Here is a 15,595-nt window from a genome sequence, read left to right on the forward strand (position 1 = left end):
CGCTACGGATGGCGCTTGTCGCGCCGCATCCGATGCAGGTGCCGTCAGAACTTCACGCGCAGCCCGCTGACGAACGCAAGCTGGCGGTTCGTCGACGACGCGCTGCCGATGTTCGAGATCGCCGCGATCTTGCGATAGCCGCCCGGCGTCGAGGTGCTCGCATCGCCAGCCGCGAGCTGGTAGATCCCCGACACGTAGATATCGGTGCGCTTCGACAACGCATAGTCGAACCCGAGCGTGAACTGGTGCCAGCGCGGCTTCAGCGTCTGACCGCTCGTGCCCGGCAAGCCGCTCGCGCGCCCGTCGGTAAACGTATAGACGCCGATCAGCGTCGCCGCCGGCGTGATCTGGTAGCGTGCGTTCAAGTCGTAGTTGTTGAGCTTGCGCGACGAGCCGTCGAGATAGTCGAGCTGCGTGTGGCTCCATGCGAAGCCGAGCGTCGTACGGCCGAGCGCGTAGTTCGCGCCCACCGCGCCGATCTGCTGCTTCAGTACGCCGCCGTTCAGCCCGTAGAAGAACGCGCCGCTGTAGTCGTTGCCGGTGCTCGAGGTCGCGCCGCCCACCGCGCCGCTCGTATTCGACGTCGCATTGGGATGGTTGAATCGCACATAGCCGCCGCCGATCGACAGCGGGCCGTTCACGTAGTTCGCCGATGCGCCCCATGCGTTGTTGTTCGAGAATCCGGTGCCCGCGCCGCCATTGGCCTGGTTGCTGAATGCATAGAGCAGGTCGGCCGTGAAGCCGGCGATCGCGTCGCTGCGGAACTTCACCGCGTTGTTCAACCGGAAGCTCTGGTTCATGTTGTCGTTGTCGCCCACGTGCGTGGCCGGCGACCAGAAACCGGCCCCCGAGTACTGCGCGACGAGATCGGTGATCGGCTCGTACTGACGGCCGAACGTCAGCGTGCCGAGGCCTTTCTTGCCGAGCCCACGTACGCGGACCGGCCGAGCAGGCGGCCGCCCTGGCCGAGCCCGCCATCGCTCGGCCGGAACCCGCTTTCCAGCGTGAAGATCGCCTGCAGGCCGCCGCCGAGATCCTCCGCGCCCTTCAGGCCCCAGCGGCTGCCGCTCAGCTTGCCGCTCGTCTGCTGGATGTTGCTCGCGCCGCCCTGGTTGTTCGTATACGCGATGCCGGCGTCGACCACGCCGTACAACGTCACCGAACTTTGCGCATGCGCGCTGACCGAACCGATCGAAACCAAACCCAGCGCCACCGTTTTTTTGATCATGACCATCCTCTGTCGTTATCGATACGTTTGTGAGGATCACGATGCTATTGACGACGAACGCGCCGACGAACGGCCGATCCGTGGTTTGTAAATCGCTGCGCGGCCGATTTGTAATGTGCGTTGCCGTCGGCCCGGCATGTGCGCAACGATCGCGTCCGGCACGCCTGCTGTGGCGAACGCATCGCGCGGACCGCGAACGTTGCGTGTCGAAAATGCACGTGTGCGGTCATATCGATCGATGAAATCGTTCGATGTGCGCAATACCCGTCGTTCGCATGACGATGCGTTTACGCAACGCCTCGCTAGGCGAGGGCCGACCGATGCGCTACGCACGTTCGCATATCGATTCCGCGAAACGTTGGTAGGGCGGGAGCGGGCCTGTTTGCCCGCATCGGCGTGTTGAACGGCCCGGCCCGTGTCGCGCCGTTGTGGGATACGTCGTTCGATCCGCCGGTTGCGGCGGGATGACGCAAGGAAACGGGAAGCGCTTGCCGACCGGTGGCGATGCGGGTTTCGCCGGAAGGTTCGGGCGACCGGATCAGGAGAACGTCGTCGCGACCATGATGCCGAACACCACGCCGAGCGCGATCCCGCAGAGCCGGCCATAGATCGAGGCGCGGAGATTGTCGTCGAGCTCGAAAGGCGAGCGCTTGTGCTTCCATACCGTGCTGAATGCGACCGGACGGGTCAGCAGCGCAACGCACGCGATCAGCACGGGCGTGGCGACGAGCATCGCGACGCGCGGGCCGTTCCAGTCGACACCGTGCATGGCCAGCGAAACCAGCACGGCAATCGGCACCTCGACGCACAGGCCCAGCAACGAACCGTTGACGAAGGAATCTCCTGGAGTCTGGAACATGATCGGTCCTGGGGTGCGGATGAAATCGGTGCCGGGTGGGCGTCCAATAGAACGATCGATAGCCGATGCCCGACGGTCGGCCGACCGTGTTCGACGTGAGCCGACATGACGGCGGATGTTAAGGGAAATCGTCGGCCCGTTGTCGGGCATTCAAGTTATTTGACAAATGTTCCCGGGCGGAGGGCTTTTATGTCGCGCGGGCAAAGTGTAAGGTTCGGCAAGTGACCGCGGCGTCGTAGCGGTATGCCGCCGACGGCCGGCCGTCTTCCTGTCGCGTTCGCGGATTGAGGTCGCGCGCGCAAGCGGCATATTTCCCGCAGCCTGCGACCGCAAGCTGCCGGTACGGGGGAATCGCGTGGCGGTGGCGGATACCGCAAATGGCGACCGCGATACGTCGTCGTGTCGACGGCGCCCAAAATAAAACTCGATCGTATATAGAAACCGAATTACCGGAATTCCATGCGGGGATAAATTGACAAGCGATCAATTCGCGCTCGACGTTGCATACAACGCCTACCTTCGCGAGAAGTCCGCGAGCACCGGCCTCGCGCTGGGCCGCGCGCTCAGGTTGTCGGGCCACGCGGAGGAAGCGATTCGACTGATGAAGGAACTCGCGGATCGCATTGAAGAGCCATTCTTTCGCGCGCAGATCGGCATCGACATGAACTATCTCGGCCTTTTTTCGCAGGCCGAAACGCTATTGACTCGAGCCATCACCGAACTCGATCATGAGCCTGATCTCAGAATCGTGCAGGTCGAACTCGCGATCTCGCAATACGCTCAAGGTCGTTTTCGCGAGGCCCACGCCCTGAGCCGACGGCTACGCGATACCTGGAGCCGAGCCGCTATCGTTTCCAATATCTATCGGAGCGATACCGTCGAGTACGAAAAAATCGTCGGCAAGCTTCTGCGATTCGACGAATCGGTCGCGGGAAAGCGTGTCCTCGTCGTTCAGGAGGGGGGACTGGGCGACGTGATCATGTTTTCTCGGTATTTGCATCTCTTGCGGGACGAAGGGGCACAGGCTGTCGTGTTGCAGGCGCCGAACACACTGGCGGCGATATTTTCCGCATGGGATTGGATCACCGTCGTAGAAGATGCCCGCAGTGCGATCGACCAAAGTGATTGCGTCATCTGTACCTTCGACCTCTTCGTGCGCTATCAGGCGACGCCATACTTTCCCTGCTACACCGATTCATACTTGCAGGCACCGGCCGGACGGGAAATGACGGCGCGGATTGCCGACATTTTCAAAAATCGACGCCACGGCGTTCGCGAAATTGGCCTGATCTGGCGTAGCGGTACCTCGGTGCGCCATGAACCCTATCGATCGATCTCGCTGGAGCAACTTGCGCCGTTGTTCGGTGCGCCCCAGAGCCGCTTCCATGCGCTGCAGTTCGGCAAGATCACCGACGACGAATATGCGGTGCTCGATAAACATGGCATTGGCGTCATCAGTGACGAGCTGAGCGATCTCGGAGACACGGCCGTGATCCTCGATTCGCTCGATTTGTTGATCACGGTGGATACGGGGCCTGCCCACCTCGCCGGCGCGCTCGGACGGCCAGTGTGGGTACTGCTGTCGGCGGCGTGCGACGAGCGTTGGTCCAACTGCCATCGAGACACGCCGTGGTACAGGTCGATGCAGTTGTATCGGCAAGCGACATTGGGTGACTGGAGCAGGCCGATATCGGAGATGGCGCAGGCGTTGTCCGGCGACGATGCAATCGGGTAGGCGCTACCGTCCACATCCATCGTCAGCGCGCATTCGTTCGAGCGGGCGGCGATTCGCCCGGATGCGCCCGATCGTGACGTTGCCGGACGCGCGCGGCGGATACACGCCGCGCGCGTCCGTCACACGGCGAAAATTCGGCGCTGGTAGTCGAGGATCAGACGATCGATGTCGTGATCGGAGCGCCGCGGCTGGCTTTTCGGCTCGAGCCAGAGCCACCGCATCATCCGGTAGCGCGCCTCGACGCACATCAGCCATGCGTCCCAGTCCGACCAGTGTCGCAGCAACGGGATGTTGCGAATGTCCCGCAGCCCGTCGCGGATCTCGTACACGTTGAAGTACTTGCTCGCGCGCTGACTCAATTCATCGAACGCGCGAGCGGCTTGCTCCGGGTCGGCAAGCAGGAAGTCGTGGATTTCGACGATGACGTGGCTGCCGGAGAGCTGCTCCAGCAGCGCGTCGTCGAACAGGTCGAACTCGGCGCCTTCGATATCGCACAGGATGACCCGTCCGGCCGGCTCCCCGCCGTGCTCCGACAGGATCGCGGGCAGGTTGCGATCGGCCTTTCCGTAGACGGCGACGCGGTCCGCCAGCCCCATTTCCGCGGCGCGGTGCTGGATCGCGTGGCGGCGTTGCTCGTCCATCTCGAAACACAGGCTGCGCGCAAAGACGTTGTTCCTGACTAGGCCGATGCCGAAAATGCCGTCGGCGGCCCCGAGATCGACCAGCACCTTTTCAGGCGACCCGAGCGCTTCCAGGATCGCGCAAACGGCGATCTCGTAGGTGCCGAGCAGATAGCCGCCGACCGCGACTTCCGCCCAATGACTGAAACCGATGGGAAACCCGCGCAGGATGCCGTACTGGACGATCGAGCCCGTCTGCTCGCGCAGCAACTGCGATAGGTAGTGCAGGCGAAGATTCGCGGCCTGGATCGAGCTTTGGTTGAAATATTGCGCGTGGTCCATTTTTATCGTTCTCTCGGGGTGAAGAAGCGCGTAGGGAAGGGTGGCGATGGCGGGAGGCTCCGGAGTGGTCCTGCCTGGGACCAGAATATAACGCGTTGTCGGTTCGTTCAGTTCAGGAAGCCGGCTTCCCGGATCGGGAATATCACGAAATGCGGTGTTGGCTGGAGAGGAAATGCGACGTGAACGCCGACCCATGCGAGCATCGCGTCTGGCGGAACGCCGGAGCATGTCGGGTCCGCCTCGATGTTCGCGACCACGGCCGGTTGTTTGGTCGTCGTCGATGCGGCTACAGCATAGACCGGCAGTGAGGGTCGGCCGGGATTCGTGAAATTTTCGCCAAAATCACCTTAATTAGATGATTTAAAAGGGAAATTTAACGCCCCACCGGGTAGCTGGGCCAAGCGCCCCTTCAGATCCGAGGGCGCGGTCGTAGCCCAAGTGCCGCCTCTTCGAGAGCCGTTGCCAGCACCGGCGACGGTGTCCATTTACCACCCTGCGCGCCGTCGCATCGACGATCTTCACGTCGCGGCCGTTCCGGCTGTGCCGCCCGACAAAATGACATCGCCGTGCACGGCCATGCGTTCCACGATCTGGCCGACGTCGAGCGCGCCGTCGGCATCAAAGGTGACGATCATGAAGTCGCGATACACGACACGCGTCGGGACACGGTTCACCAGCTGGACGAGCAAGTTTGCGATGCGCACCCGCTGCCCGGCAAAACCCGGCAGACGGTGGCTGTCCGGCTGCCCGAGCATTTGCCAGTAGCGCTTGCTAAGCCGGCAGATCGAGTCGTCCGCAGCGATCAGAAATGTCCGGGGTGAGTATCCCATCGCGAGCTAATCGGATCAGTTGAGTGGAGGCGCGACGCGTTCCTTGATGCCGACGGTTCCGGACGTGTGTTCAGCCGTCCGCCGTCTCCGCGTACACGGCTTGCTTGTTGTCGGCTTTCGGATGCCGGCCGGCGCTCGCTTCGCCCGGCTCGCGCGGTACGCCATGAGAGTGACCGCGCGTATGGCCGTGCACTCGCCGCGTGCGCCCGACGACTATATGCAGCGGGATCGTGGCAACCAGCGCGACGCCGATCGCAATATGCGTCCACTTCATGAGCAGGTGCCATTCCTCTGGCGCGTAATAGAGCCCGTACGCGCTGATCGCGAGGATCGCCATCGTGCTGAGGGCAATGACACCGGTGACGAGATTGCGCCGCGCGTTCCACGCGAAGCGGATATGTTGCGGCAGCAGCGAGCCAAGGAGGATCAGGCTGAGGAACGAAAACGCGCCGTGAGCCTGCAGCAGTGGATGCGACCACGGCCAGTCCTCGACCTGCGCTACATCGCGCACGCCGCAGTAAACGAGTCCGCTTAGCGCGACGATCGTCAGGATCGCGAGCGTCAGGCGGTAGTGCGCGGGATGCAGCAGGATGCCGGTGCCTTTGCGCTGGCCGGGACGGGACGAGGTTGTCATGATGTGACCGCGTGTGCGTGATGGGATTGAAGAACGTGTGCCGTCAGCGGCGCGTCGGCGCCGGTAAGCATCACGAGCTTGGTGAGCGCGTCGGCCCAGATGCAGCGGGGCGCGACGACCGACACGCTCGCATAGTGCGCGGCGGTGTGTGTGGCATGCGGCGCCGTCGCGACGATCGTCTGCGCGTCGTCGGGAAAACCGAAGCTCGACGCGAAGTAGCGGCCGCTCGTCGCCACCGCGCCGCGCGTCAGGAGGCCGAGCACCCGGGAGCGCGCTGGCGCGTCGGGGGTGCGTATGGAAATGGGCTGCGGCGCGTCGCCGAACACGCGAAGATCGCCGCCCGCCGACACCGCTCCCGCCGTCGCGCCCGCCCGGCGGAGCGTGGCGACCGCGATGTCGACTGCGAAGCCTTTCGCGATGCCGCCGAGATCGATCCATACATCCCGGCGGCGCACGACGCGGCATGCCGCGTGCAGTTCGACCGCGTCGAAGCAGGCGCTGGCGTCGGGCACGCGGCCGGCCGGCGCGGGAAGAAGCCCGCGTGCGACGAGCGTGCGCGCGACCGTCGGATCGAAGAGTCCGCCGCTTAGCCGGAACAGCCGCTGCGCGTGCCGCAATACGTGGAATGTCCACGGATGCACGGCGACGGGCGTATCGAGCGCGGCGGCGTGGAGGCGGCCCAGGTCGCTGTCCGCACGGTGGAAGCTCATCAGCCGCTCGACTTGCGCGACCTGCTCGAACGCATGCGGCAGCGCATCGCCGCCCGCGCGTTCGTCGACGTGCATCTCGACGATCGTGCCGAGCAGCGGACGGGCGCGCGCAGGCATCTCACATCCTCGCGAGCGCGAGCTCGTGCAGCGCGAGCACGCGCTTCAGGCCTTGCGTGATGTGCTTGCAGGACAATGTCGCGCCGCTGATGTTGCGCACGTCCTTGCCGAGTTGCATCGCGTCGTGCGACGTCTTGCCGACGAACTGCGCGCGCCAGTCGGCGTTGCGCACTTCGGCGCCGTAGGTCTCCTGATACGACAGGATATCGATGCCGCGCACGCTGCCGTTCGCGTTCAGCGCGACGGCGTAGGCGATCTTCTCGTGCTTGCCGACAACCTTGTCGAGCACGAACCAGCCGCCGTCCGGCGCTTTCCACACGCCTTTCTCGTCGAACGGTTCATGCACGCCGGAACGCTCGAGCATCGCGTCGCGCACAGTGTCGGGCAGCTTCAGCAGGACCGGCGACAGCGTGATGCCGGGGAACATCGCAGCCTGCGCCTGCGCGACGCTCAGGTATTCGACCGCATACGTGGGCGCCGCGGCGAGCGCGACCGGCAGGACGGCAAAGGGCATCCATTTCATCGCGCTTCTCCTCAGAACGGCACGCCGACCTTGACCATGAATTCGTTGCGCGCATGCTCTTCGCCGAAGATGCGGCCGCCGGCGCTGACGGCTTCCTGATCCTCGTTGAAGGTTTGCACCCACGGCATCTGATGGCGCCACGCGGCGGTCACCCACCAGTGCTTGGTCGCGTAATGGAGGTTCGGCCCGAGGAACCAGGCGGAATGCTCGCGGCGGTTGTACCAGTAGCCGCTGAACTCGCGATGGTTGCGCATTTCGACGCCGGCGCTCAGGTTGTTGGTGAACCGGTACGACACGCCCGCGGTCAGGTCGATCATCGACGCGCGCTCGACGTCGCCCATCGCGGTCTTTTCCTTCTCGTGCTCGCCCATGATGTTCGCGGCGACGATCAGCCGGTCGTCGAGGAAGTTCTTCTGCAGGATGACTCGCCACTCGAGCGCGCGCTCGCGCGGGCCGATTTCCGGCTCGAGGTAGAACGCGAGGCCGATCGGCGACGTCACGGGGTTCAGCACCTGGTAGATCGCTTCGAGCGATACGCCGTCGAAGCGCGTCTTGCGATAGCGGCCGGCCGGATCGTCGTTGGGACCGAGGTCGGTGCCGGGGCCGCCGGTCATGCCGTCGATGCCGTTGCGGAATGCGTTCGTGTAGCTCCAGTTCACGTAGCCGGACAACTGCAAGCGATCCGTCAAGCCGTACTCGATCTCCTCGCGGTTCTTCAGATAGTTGTAGGTGCCTTGCGTCTGGCCTTGCTGCAAGAACGAGCTGTGTTCCAGTTCGAAATGGCCTTTCGGCATCACGTCGGCGGTGTAGATCCAGCCGAACGGCGATTCGCCGGCGTGCGCGGCGCCGGCCGCACACGCGGCCGCCAGTCCGAACGCTGCGGCCAGTTTCGTGGACGTACGGGATGCTTGTCTTCTCATGTCGTTTGCCACGCGATGCGGGCTTCGTCAGGCTGCGAAGCCACGCACGGTGTGCCTCCTTGATTTATTACGGTTAATTACCGGCGGCGAATGCTAATAGAAGCAATTCTCATTCGCAATGCATTTATTTCATATGAAGAAATTAACGGTGCAGATTGTTGCGGAAAATTGCTCGTGACAAGAAAGTTATTTGTAATATTTGGCGAATCACGGCTGAATGTGAGGTCAAGTGCCGGTGCAAGCGGCTGCGGCTCGACGTACGCGCCGTCAGGCCGGCGCCGTGGGATTTCCACCTCGCGGCCGTTGCGGATAACACGCTGCGGCACCGGGTTGGAAGTAATGTTATTGTTTAAATTAAGAAATGAGATTGTTAGAAATGCGGGACCGTGGCCAGACGATCAACCTGTTGTGCGCAGGCGACATGTAAAGATGCGAGGTCCATTGGGACGGTCGGCGGCCGATCGTGATGACGTCGATGGCGTTTTTGCTCGGCGTTGTGCCGCTGGTGCTGGCGACGGGCGCGGGTGCGGAGAGCCGGCGGTCGATCGGGACAGGCGCGTTTGGGGGCGTGCTGGCCGCAACGATGTGCGGGCTGGGGTTTGCGCCGGTGGCGTTTCGGGTGGTGGCGTCGATCGGGCGAAACGGCCGGCGGGTGGCGGTGACGAAGCGCGACGATCGTCAGGCCGAGGTGGTCGGGGAGTGAGTTATGCCGGATTGAAAGATGAAGGCGGGTTATATGAATGAAATGCCCATGCTTCAATGTACGGAATTCTCGGGGCGATATTCTGCGAAGAAGAATATATTTTTCAGAATAAAATAAAATGGACATTGAAAATGAATGAGCGGCTCGAAGGGTGAAACCGGTAACTCGAGTTGTTAGCGGCCCATTTATCGCCGAAAGCCCTGAATGCGCTCGAAATATGACGATGTTTGACAATGGTGTTATAGGTGACCAAGTATCATTTTTCCATTGTGGGCATCAAAAGCAGGGTCGTCCGTGGACAACAACGCGTCGCTCCCCATTTTTCGATTTTCGACGGAACCTCTATCGCAGCACGAAAAATTCGATGCATGGCGGAATCAGCTGAACGGCATAATCGACCTTGAAGCGCCGGACGACCCCACCGTCCACTTCGACGCATCGATGCAGGCCGTTCAGCTCGGTCAATTCGTAGCAGGGCAGCGGATATGGAAGAATTCCGCGAGGCAGGTCCCGCATCGCGCCCGACGTTCGACACGGCACATTCGTGCGGACGGCCTCGACTACTACTGCCTGGAGTTGCATCAATCCGAACTCATACAAGGCTGGGCTGGTACGCGCGAAGTGAACGTATGCGGCGGCCAGTTGCTTTTTCTGGACCGGGCGAAGACAGCTGACTATTCGGTAACACTCGGTGACACGATTTATATGATCGTACCGAGAAGCATTCTTCCAGTGGACATGTCCGCACTTCACGGTCAAACGCTGACGAGCGGCCTCGCCGGTCTGCTGGCGGATTACATGCAGTCGCTACACGCCCGTCTCGCACGGATGTCCGTCGCAGAAATGCCGTACGTTGCGCAGGCGACGGCCGATATCTTGCGAGCCTGCCTGCAGCCGGCCGCGGATTCACTGGCTCAAGCGCAGTCCGAACTTGATGCGCTCCGATTTGAACGCGTGAAACGCTACATCGACGCACATCTGTTGGAGCCGGATCTTGGACCGGACCGAATCTGCAAGGAAATAGGTATTTCCCGCTCGAGTCTATATCGTCTGTTCGAATCGACGACGGGCGCAGGTGTGTCACACGTCATCCTCCAAAAGAGACTGCGTCGCGCGCGCAGCGCGCTGGCGGATCCAACGTCGTTGCGTGCGCGGATCGGAGAGGTCGCGCGTCGTCATGGTTTCGTGAACGAGAAACACTTCAGTCGAGTCTTCAAGGCGGAGTTTGATTGCACCCCAAGGGAGATGCAAGATCGGGCAGTGCGTTGCGCGCGAATGCAACCCAGCGTATCGACCGATCTGCAGAACCCTACATTCAGCGCGTGGATGACCGCCTTTCTTGATCACGGTTGATCCGGCACGAATGACGCGATGAAACGGGCTGCTGAAGCCAACGAGGCTGGCGAGGTCCGCCATCGAGCGGACGGATTGACGGGCAAGGGTCTCATTTCTCGGCTCGCGTGATGGGGCGGGGGCGGCGCAGTGTCCTGCGAACTATGCCGTCTTCGTCGCGATTTCGTCCGACGAACCGCAAGGCGAGCGTGACAACGGCCTTACAACTCTACGAAAAGTCCCAGATTAGTATTTAAATGATCCAATTTCATGACGGATCGGAAATATGTCGATTCGCGCGCGTAGAATTCCATTGACGCGCCGTTCTATCCTGTATGGCGCGTTCGTGCCTGGTCTACATTAATGACCTTTATGGCGGCGCTGTCGTTCGGCAGCCCGCCTTCTTTATGGTTTTGCATGGGCGTGAAAATGAAGAAGCGGTTGGGGATAACGCCATACGGGATTTGTCTTTCCGGCTCGTAAAATTCACGGTCGATATTGTCTTTTCATCGGCACGTTTCATGATAGCAGCCGTTTATGATCGAGCTTTCCCATAGTTTCGACGCCAACTGGTTTCTCGCGATGCTCGGCCATGACGAGCGCGCCACGCTGGCCGCTCACCTGCAACTCGTGCATCTCAAATCCGGAGAAGTGCTCTGCGAACCGGGCAAAATGCTCGCTGCGGTTTATCTACCCGTGACGACGGCGATTTCTCTGCAGTACGTGGCGTCCGGCGGCATGACGCTCGAAGTAGCAGGAATCGGTAGCGAAAGCGTGGTGTGCGACGATGTGATCGGCGGCCGCGGCAGGATGCCGCGCCGCGTCGTCGTGTGTCGCGACGGGGCCGCCTACAGGCTCGATCGCCGTGTATTCGACGTCGCGTTCGATGCGTCGCCGGAGATTCGCCAACTCGTGTTCGCCTGCGTGCGGCTGCTGATGGCGCAGATGTCTCAGATCACGCTCTGCAGTCGCCATCATGTGCTCAAGCACCAGTTGTGCCGATGGTTCCTGCTTGCATACGACCGGTCACGCAGCATCGAGATTCAGATCACGCACCACATGCTCGCGCAGATGCTCGGCGTGCGCCGAGAAACGATCACGGACGCGTTGGGCCAACTGCAGAAGCTCGGCTTGATCCGGCAGTATCGCGGTTCCATTGAACTTGGCGATCTCCGCGGTCTCGAGAAGGCATCGTGCGGCTGTCAGGATGTCGTGCGAGACGAGATCAAGCTCTGTCTGTCGACGTGCACGGACGTGCCTGCCGCGACGCACAACTGATCCGAACGGCGCATCGGCATCGGGGCGCACAAGGTGAATTTGATGTTGCTGCGGGCCGCAAGTGACGAAGGGGCTTGACGTTTTTCGATGCTGCATTGTGATTTAACATAATGTTGTTTATCGCTTTATTGGGGTCCTCTTAAAATTTACAGTCCGGACTAGGCAGGCATGTCGGTTTCCGGCTACGCCGAAATAATACAAATAAGCCTTCGGTCGCAACGGCTTTCCAGTGCCGGTAATTGTGCAGCAGCCCATTACACAATTATCGTGGTGGCACGACATGCTTGACGACACCTCACACCCGCCTTGGTGCGAGCATAGAGATCGAAACGGTTGCCCATGCGGGCGCCAGCGACGTTCGCCAACTTCTAACGCCACCGTAGTCGGATCTCCTTGGCGAAGGCGTCACGGCCCCACTTCAGGCCGATTGGTGATCCGCTTGTCAATGACTGAATCGTTGTTGAATTGATGCTAAAATTGATGCGGAAAAGCATCAAAGGAGCCATCATGCGTACCACCGTCACCGTCGACGACGCTCTCTATGCGCGCGCACTCGAACTCGCGGAACCTGGCATGCCGCCGGCCGACCTATTCCGGACGGCACTTGAAACCTTCGTGCGCGTCCAGGCCGGTCAACGCCTGGCCGCCCTGGGCGGTCGCGCGCCCGACATGGCAGATGTCCCGCGCCGCGCTCCCGAGGTAATCGTCCGATGAGTGTGTTGGTCGACACGTCCGTGTGGGCCGAGCATTTCCGGCGGCCACTACCAGCGCTTATCCAACTTCTGAGCGTCGATAACGTCCTTACACATCCACTGGTGATACTTGAGCTCACGTGCGGGACGCCGCCCGAACCGCGGGCACGAACGCTGGGAGATCTCGCGTTATTGCGCCAAACGCGCCGCGCGACGCCAGGCGAAGTAGCGGACTGGATCGAGCGGGAACGGCTGTATGGGCGCGGATGCGGTGCCGTGGATTGCACGCTGCTTGCATCGGTGCTGTTGACCCCGAACACCCGACTCTGGACGCGCGATCGGCGGCTCGCGCAACTGGCAGAGCAATTCGGGGTTCACTACGTACCGCCTGACCTGCATTGAGCGAAGCAGTTGCCGACTTCTTTGCGCGGTCTGTCGCCGTGCCTAGGCGCGGTCCCGCTTCGCTGCTCGCGATTAGGCCGCCCGCTTCTGGGCGGGCCGCCCATCCGTGCGGCAAGTGCCAGAAAAACCAGATCAGACTGCCAGCCTACCCATTCGTTGCACGTCCGCAGTGCGTGGCGTTGATAGGTCACGGCCCGTTACCAATCCAGAATGCCTTTTAGCGCCTGCTCCATCTCTTTCTGCTTTGGGGACATAGTGTGGTGGCGCCCCATCCCGGACACTGCGTTAAGTTTCGCATGCGTCGAGTTGGTCGCGCGGCGGGCTGAATCGAACTGAACCGCTATTAAAGCAGGGGCAGTTGGCGTGGATCTCGTGTGGATACCGAGACGAGGTCGACATCCTTCCCGACACGTTGCATCCAGGCAATGACGGGGACGCGCACCCCATCAACGATTAAGTCGAAGGCAAACGCTTCGAACATCTCCCTATATCCTCGCCATCGTCGAGAAGGTATGCATATTGCACCGTGGCCTCATCTTTCCCAGCCAACACAGGAGAACCGATGAGCGATCCCACCGCAAATTCCGGGACGACTGCGAAAGCGGTGCCGTCCCCACGAGACCCACATCTGCGCGCGCTGGCGAACTGCATCCGCTTCCTCACCATGGACGCAGTCCAAAAAGCCAACAGCGGTCATCCTGGTGCGCCAATGGGGTTGGCTGACGTCGCGACGGTCCTGTTCAAGGAGTTCATGCAATTCGATGCATCGGACCCTCACTGGATCGACCGAGACCGGTTTGTGCTTTCCAACGGACACGCGTCGATGCTCCTCTACAGCCTTCTCTATCTGACGGGCTATTCGGACATGACCATCGACGAGCTGAAGCGGTTCCGGCAAGTCGGCAGCAAGACACCCGGTCATCCGGAGTACTCGCACGCCGAGGGAATCGAACTGACTACCGGCCCCCTCGGACAAGGCATTGCGGACTCCGTCGGCATGGCGTTGGCCGAGCGCGTCATGAATGCGCACTTCGGCGACGATCTCGTCGATCACTACACGTACGTATTTCTCGGTGACGGTTGTCTGATGGAAGGCATCAGCCACGAGGCCATTTCGTTGGCCGGCCACCTCCGGTTGGGCCGACTGATCGCGTTCTGGGACAACAATTCGATTTCGATCGACGGCGCCACCAAGCTCGCAGTCTCGGACAACGAGATCGAGCGCTTTCACGCAGCTGGATGGCACGTCCTGGAAATCGACGGCCACGACACGGATGCGATACGGAACGCCATCGAGACCGCCCGGACAACGCATGATCGACCGACCTTGATCGCATGCAGGACGATCATCGGATTCGGCTTTCCGACGAAGGCTGGAACCGAGAAAGCCCATAGCGATGCCCCGGGCGAGGATGAAATCTCGGGCGCACGCCAGGCGCTCGATTGGCATTCGCCGCCGTTTGAAATCCCGGATGACCTGCTGCAAGCATGGCGGGAGATCGGCGCGCGTGGCCGCAAGACGAGACTCGCGTGGGAGGAGCGCGTCCGCCAGGCGCCGCATGCGCTGCGTACCGAATTCGACCGGCGCAATGCCGGAAAGCTTCCGGATAACTGGAAGGCGGCGATTGCGGCGGCACGGCAGGCGTTTATTGCCGGTGGCAGTGCAATGGCCACCCGCAAGGCCAGCGGTGCGGTGCTCGACTATCTCGTCGACGCGATTCCGGAATTGCTGGGCGGCTCGGCCGACCTTACGCAGTCCAACAATACGAAGACGAAGAAGCAAATCGCGATCGAGCCCGGCCGGTTCAACGGTTCATACCTTCATTACGGCGTCCGCGAACACGGCATGGCCGCCGCCATGAACGGCATTGCCCTTCATGGCGGCCTCATTCCGTACGGCGGCACATTCCTTTGTTTTTCGGACTACTGCCGACCGGCGATCCGGTTGAGCGCGATGATGCGGGTGCGGTCCATCTTCGTGATGACGCACGATTCCATCGGTCTCGGAGAAGATGGCCCGACTCATCAACCCGTCGAGCACCTTGCCGCCCTTCGGGCCATTCCCCAACTCGCGGTCTATCGGCCAGCCGACCCAGTCGAAACGGCAGAGTGCTGGGAACTGATTCTCGAACAGCCCCGCCGGGCTGCCCTCCTCGCATTGTCACGACAGCCGGTCCCGCTCCTGCGCAACGAGCCTGGAAACGAAAACAAGTCGGCACGCGGTGCCTATATTTTGCGGGAGGCCGATGGCGGGCCGCGCCAACTCACGTTGCTCGCGACAGGTTCGGAGGTCGACCTCGCCGTCCAGGCACGCGACGTCCTGCAGCACGAAGGCGTGCCGACGGCCGTCGTATCGATGCCGTGCCGCCTGCTCTTCGAGGAACAGCCACGCGATTACCAACGGGCCGTGCTGGGCGCTTCTCCCGCGAGGGTGGCGGTCGAGGCGGCGGTCGAACTGGGATGGGAGCGGTACATCGGTCCGGAAGGCCGGTTCGTCGGCATGCACAGCTTCGGCGAGTCCGGGAAAATCAAGGACGTGTACGACAAGTTCGACATTACGGTCGATGCGGTTGTTCGCGCGGCGCGTCAGGTGTTATCCGAAGTGTGACATTGCTGCGATCCGCTCGAGATGCGATGACCTCGCAGGGTTCGTGGATGTGCCTGGAGAAG

13 protein-coding genes and 2 pseudogenes are annotated in these 15,595 nt (G+C 61.7%); 7 read left to right on the forward strand and 8 right to left on the reverse strand.

Features of this window, described 5'->3' with window-relative positions:
* Positions 1–44: 44 nt before the first annotated feature.
* Both WS89_RS25510 and WS89_RS25515 read right to left on the reverse strand, forming a co-directional pair.
* Positions 45–1,228, reverse strand: a pseudogene (locus tag WS89_RS25510) (porin).
* A 538-nt stretch (positions 1,229–1,766) separates the two neighbouring features.
* On the reverse strand, positions 1,767–2,087 hold the full coding sequence (locus tag WS89_RS25515; protein WP_059794274.1) for a hypothetical protein: 321 nt from the start codon (positions 2,085–2,087) through the stop codon (positions 1,767–1,769).
* A gap of 472 nt (positions 2,088–2,559) precedes the next feature.
* Here WS89_RS25515 and WS89_RS25520 point away from each other — a divergent pair, with 472 nt between their 5' ends.
* A complete protein-coding gene (locus WS89_RS25520; RefSeq protein ID WP_059794277.1) occupies positions 2,560–3,822 on the forward strand; it encodes a glycosyltransferase family 9 protein in 1,263 nt (420 codons plus the stop codon).
* A gap of 119 nt (positions 3,823–3,941) precedes the next feature.
* Here WS89_RS25520 and WS89_RS25525 read toward each other — a convergent pair whose 3' ends face one another.
* From WS89_RS25525 to WS89_RS25550, 6 genes are all read right to left on the reverse strand, one after another.
* Positions 3,942–4,979, reverse strand: a complete 1,038-nt coding sequence (locus WS89_RS25525; protein WP_257126929.1) for a hypothetical protein — start codon at positions 4,977–4,979, stop codon at positions 3,942–3,944.
* Between the two features lie 323 nt (positions 4,980–5,302).
* Positions 5,303–5,614 (reverse strand): hypothetical protein, encoded by a 312-nt coding sequence (locus WS89_RS25530; protein WP_082741967.1) that lies wholly within the window; start codon positions 5,612–5,614, stop codon positions 5,303–5,305.
* Between the two features lie 70 nt (positions 5,615–5,684).
* The gene (locus WS89_RS25535) at positions 5,685–6,248 is read right to left on the reverse strand and encodes a hypothetical protein (protein ID WP_179949819.1); all 564 of its coding nucleotides are present in this window, start codon (positions 6,246–6,248) and stop codon (positions 5,685–5,687) included.
* Positions 6,245–7,075, reverse strand: coding sequence for an FAD:protein FMN transferase (locus WS89_RS25540; RefSeq protein WP_059794282.1), 831 nt, complete (start codon positions 7,073–7,075; stop codon positions 6,245–6,247). The genes WS89_RS25535 and WS89_RS25540 overlap by 4 nt, the downstream gene beginning before the upstream one ends.
* A gap of 1 nt (position 7,076) precedes the next feature.
* Positions 7,077–7,598: an FMN-binding protein gene (locus WS89_RS25545; RefSeq protein WP_059794286.1), complete on the reverse strand. Its 522-nt coding sequence runs from the start codon at positions 7,596–7,598 to the stop codon at positions 7,077–7,079.
* Between the two features lie 11 nt (positions 7,599–7,609).
* Positions 7,610–8,518: a DUF6662 family protein gene (locus WS89_RS25550; protein ID WP_059794288.1), complete on the reverse strand. Its 909-nt coding sequence runs from the start codon at positions 8,516–8,518 to the stop codon at positions 7,610–7,612.
* 454 nt (positions 8,519–8,972) lie between these two features.
* Here WS89_RS25550 and WS89_RS25555 point away from each other — a divergent pair.
* The 6 genes and pseudogenes from WS89_RS25555 to tkt all read left to right on the forward strand — a co-directional run.
* Positions 8,973–9,221 (forward strand): annotated as a pseudogene (locus WS89_RS25555) (efflux RND transporter permease subunit); the annotation flags it as partial.
* A 294-nt stretch (positions 9,222–9,515) separates the two neighbouring features.
* The gene (locus WS89_RS25560; RefSeq protein WP_156440342.1) at positions 9,516–10,574 is read left to right on the forward strand and encodes a helix-turn-helix domain-containing protein; all 1,059 of its coding nucleotides are present in this window, start codon (positions 9,516–9,518) and stop codon (positions 10,572–10,574) included.
* A 516-nt stretch (positions 10,575–11,090) separates the two neighbouring features.
* Complete coding sequence (locus WS89_RS25565; RefSeq protein ID WP_059794297.1) at positions 11,091–11,831, forward strand: Crp/Fnr family transcriptional regulator; 741 nt, start codon at positions 11,091–11,093, stop codon at positions 11,829–11,831.
* Positions 11,832–12,338: 507 nt separating this feature from the next.
* The gene (locus WS89_RS25570; protein ID WP_059506299.1) at positions 12,339–12,545 is read left to right on the forward strand and encodes a DUF2191 domain-containing protein; all 207 of its coding nucleotides are present in this window, start codon (positions 12,339–12,341) and stop codon (positions 12,543–12,545) included.
* Positions 12,542–12,925: a type II toxin-antitoxin system VapC family toxin gene (locus WS89_RS33195; protein ID WP_082741968.1), complete on the forward strand. Its 384-nt coding sequence runs from the start codon at positions 12,542–12,544 to the stop codon at positions 12,923–12,925. Before WS89_RS25570 ends, WS89_RS33195 begins: the two co-directional genes overlap by 4 nt.
* A 562-nt stretch (positions 12,926–13,487) precedes the next feature.
* Positions 13,488–15,533, forward strand: a complete 2,046-nt coding sequence (tkt, locus tag WS89_RS25575; protein WP_059794301.1) for a transketolase — start codon at positions 13,488–13,490, stop codon at positions 15,531–15,533.
* The last annotated feature ends 62 nt before the right edge of the window (positions 15,534–15,595 follow it).

It is taken from the genome of Burkholderia sp. MSMB1072 (assembly GCF_001524725.1).
GTDB lineage: Bacteria > Pseudomonadota > Gammaproteobacteria > Burkholderiales > Burkholderiaceae > Burkholderia.

Coding starts and splice junctions, on each gene's coding strand:
- WS89_RS25515 (WP_059794274.1), bottom strand. CDS start 2,087: ATGTTCCAGACTCCAGGAGATTCCTTCGTCAACGGTTCGTTGCTGGGC.
- WS89_RS25525 (WP_257126929.1), bottom strand. CDS start 4,979: ATGGGTCGGCGTTCACGTCGCATTTCCTCTCCAGCCAACACCGCATTT.
- WS89_RS25530 (WP_082741967.1), bottom strand. CDS start 5,614: ATGGGATACTCACCCCGGACATTTCTGATCGCTGCGGACGACTCGATC.
- WS89_RS25535 (WP_179949819.1), bottom strand. CDS start 6,248: ATGACAACCTCGTCCCGTCCCGGCCAGCGCAAAGGCACCGGCATCCTG.
- WS89_RS25540 (WP_059794282.1), bottom strand. CDS start 7,075: ATGCCTGCGCGCGCCCGTCCGCTGCTCGGCACGATCGTCGAGATGCAC.
- WS89_RS25545 (WP_059794286.1), bottom strand. CDS start 7,598: ATGAAATGGATGCCCTTTGCCGTCCTGCCGGTCGCGCTCGCCGCGGCG.
- WS89_RS25550 (WP_059794288.1), bottom strand. CDS start 8,518: ATGAGAAGACAAGCATCCCGTACGTCCACGAAACTGGCCGCAGCGTTC.
- WS89_RS25565 (WP_059794297.1), top strand. CDS start 11,091: ATGATCGAGCTTTCCCATAGTTTCGACGCCAACTGGTTTCTCGCGATG.
- WS89_RS25570 (WP_059506299.1), top strand. CDS start 12,339: ATGCGTACCACCGTCACCGTCGACGACGCTCTCTATGCGCGCGCACTC.
- WS89_RS33195 (WP_082741968.1), top strand. CDS start 12,542: ATGAGTGTGTTGGTCGACACGTCCGTGTGGGCCGAGCATTTCCGGCGG.
- tkt (WP_059794301.1), top strand. CDS start 13,488: ATGAGCGATCCCACCGCAAATTCCGGGACGACTGCGAAAGCGGTGCCG.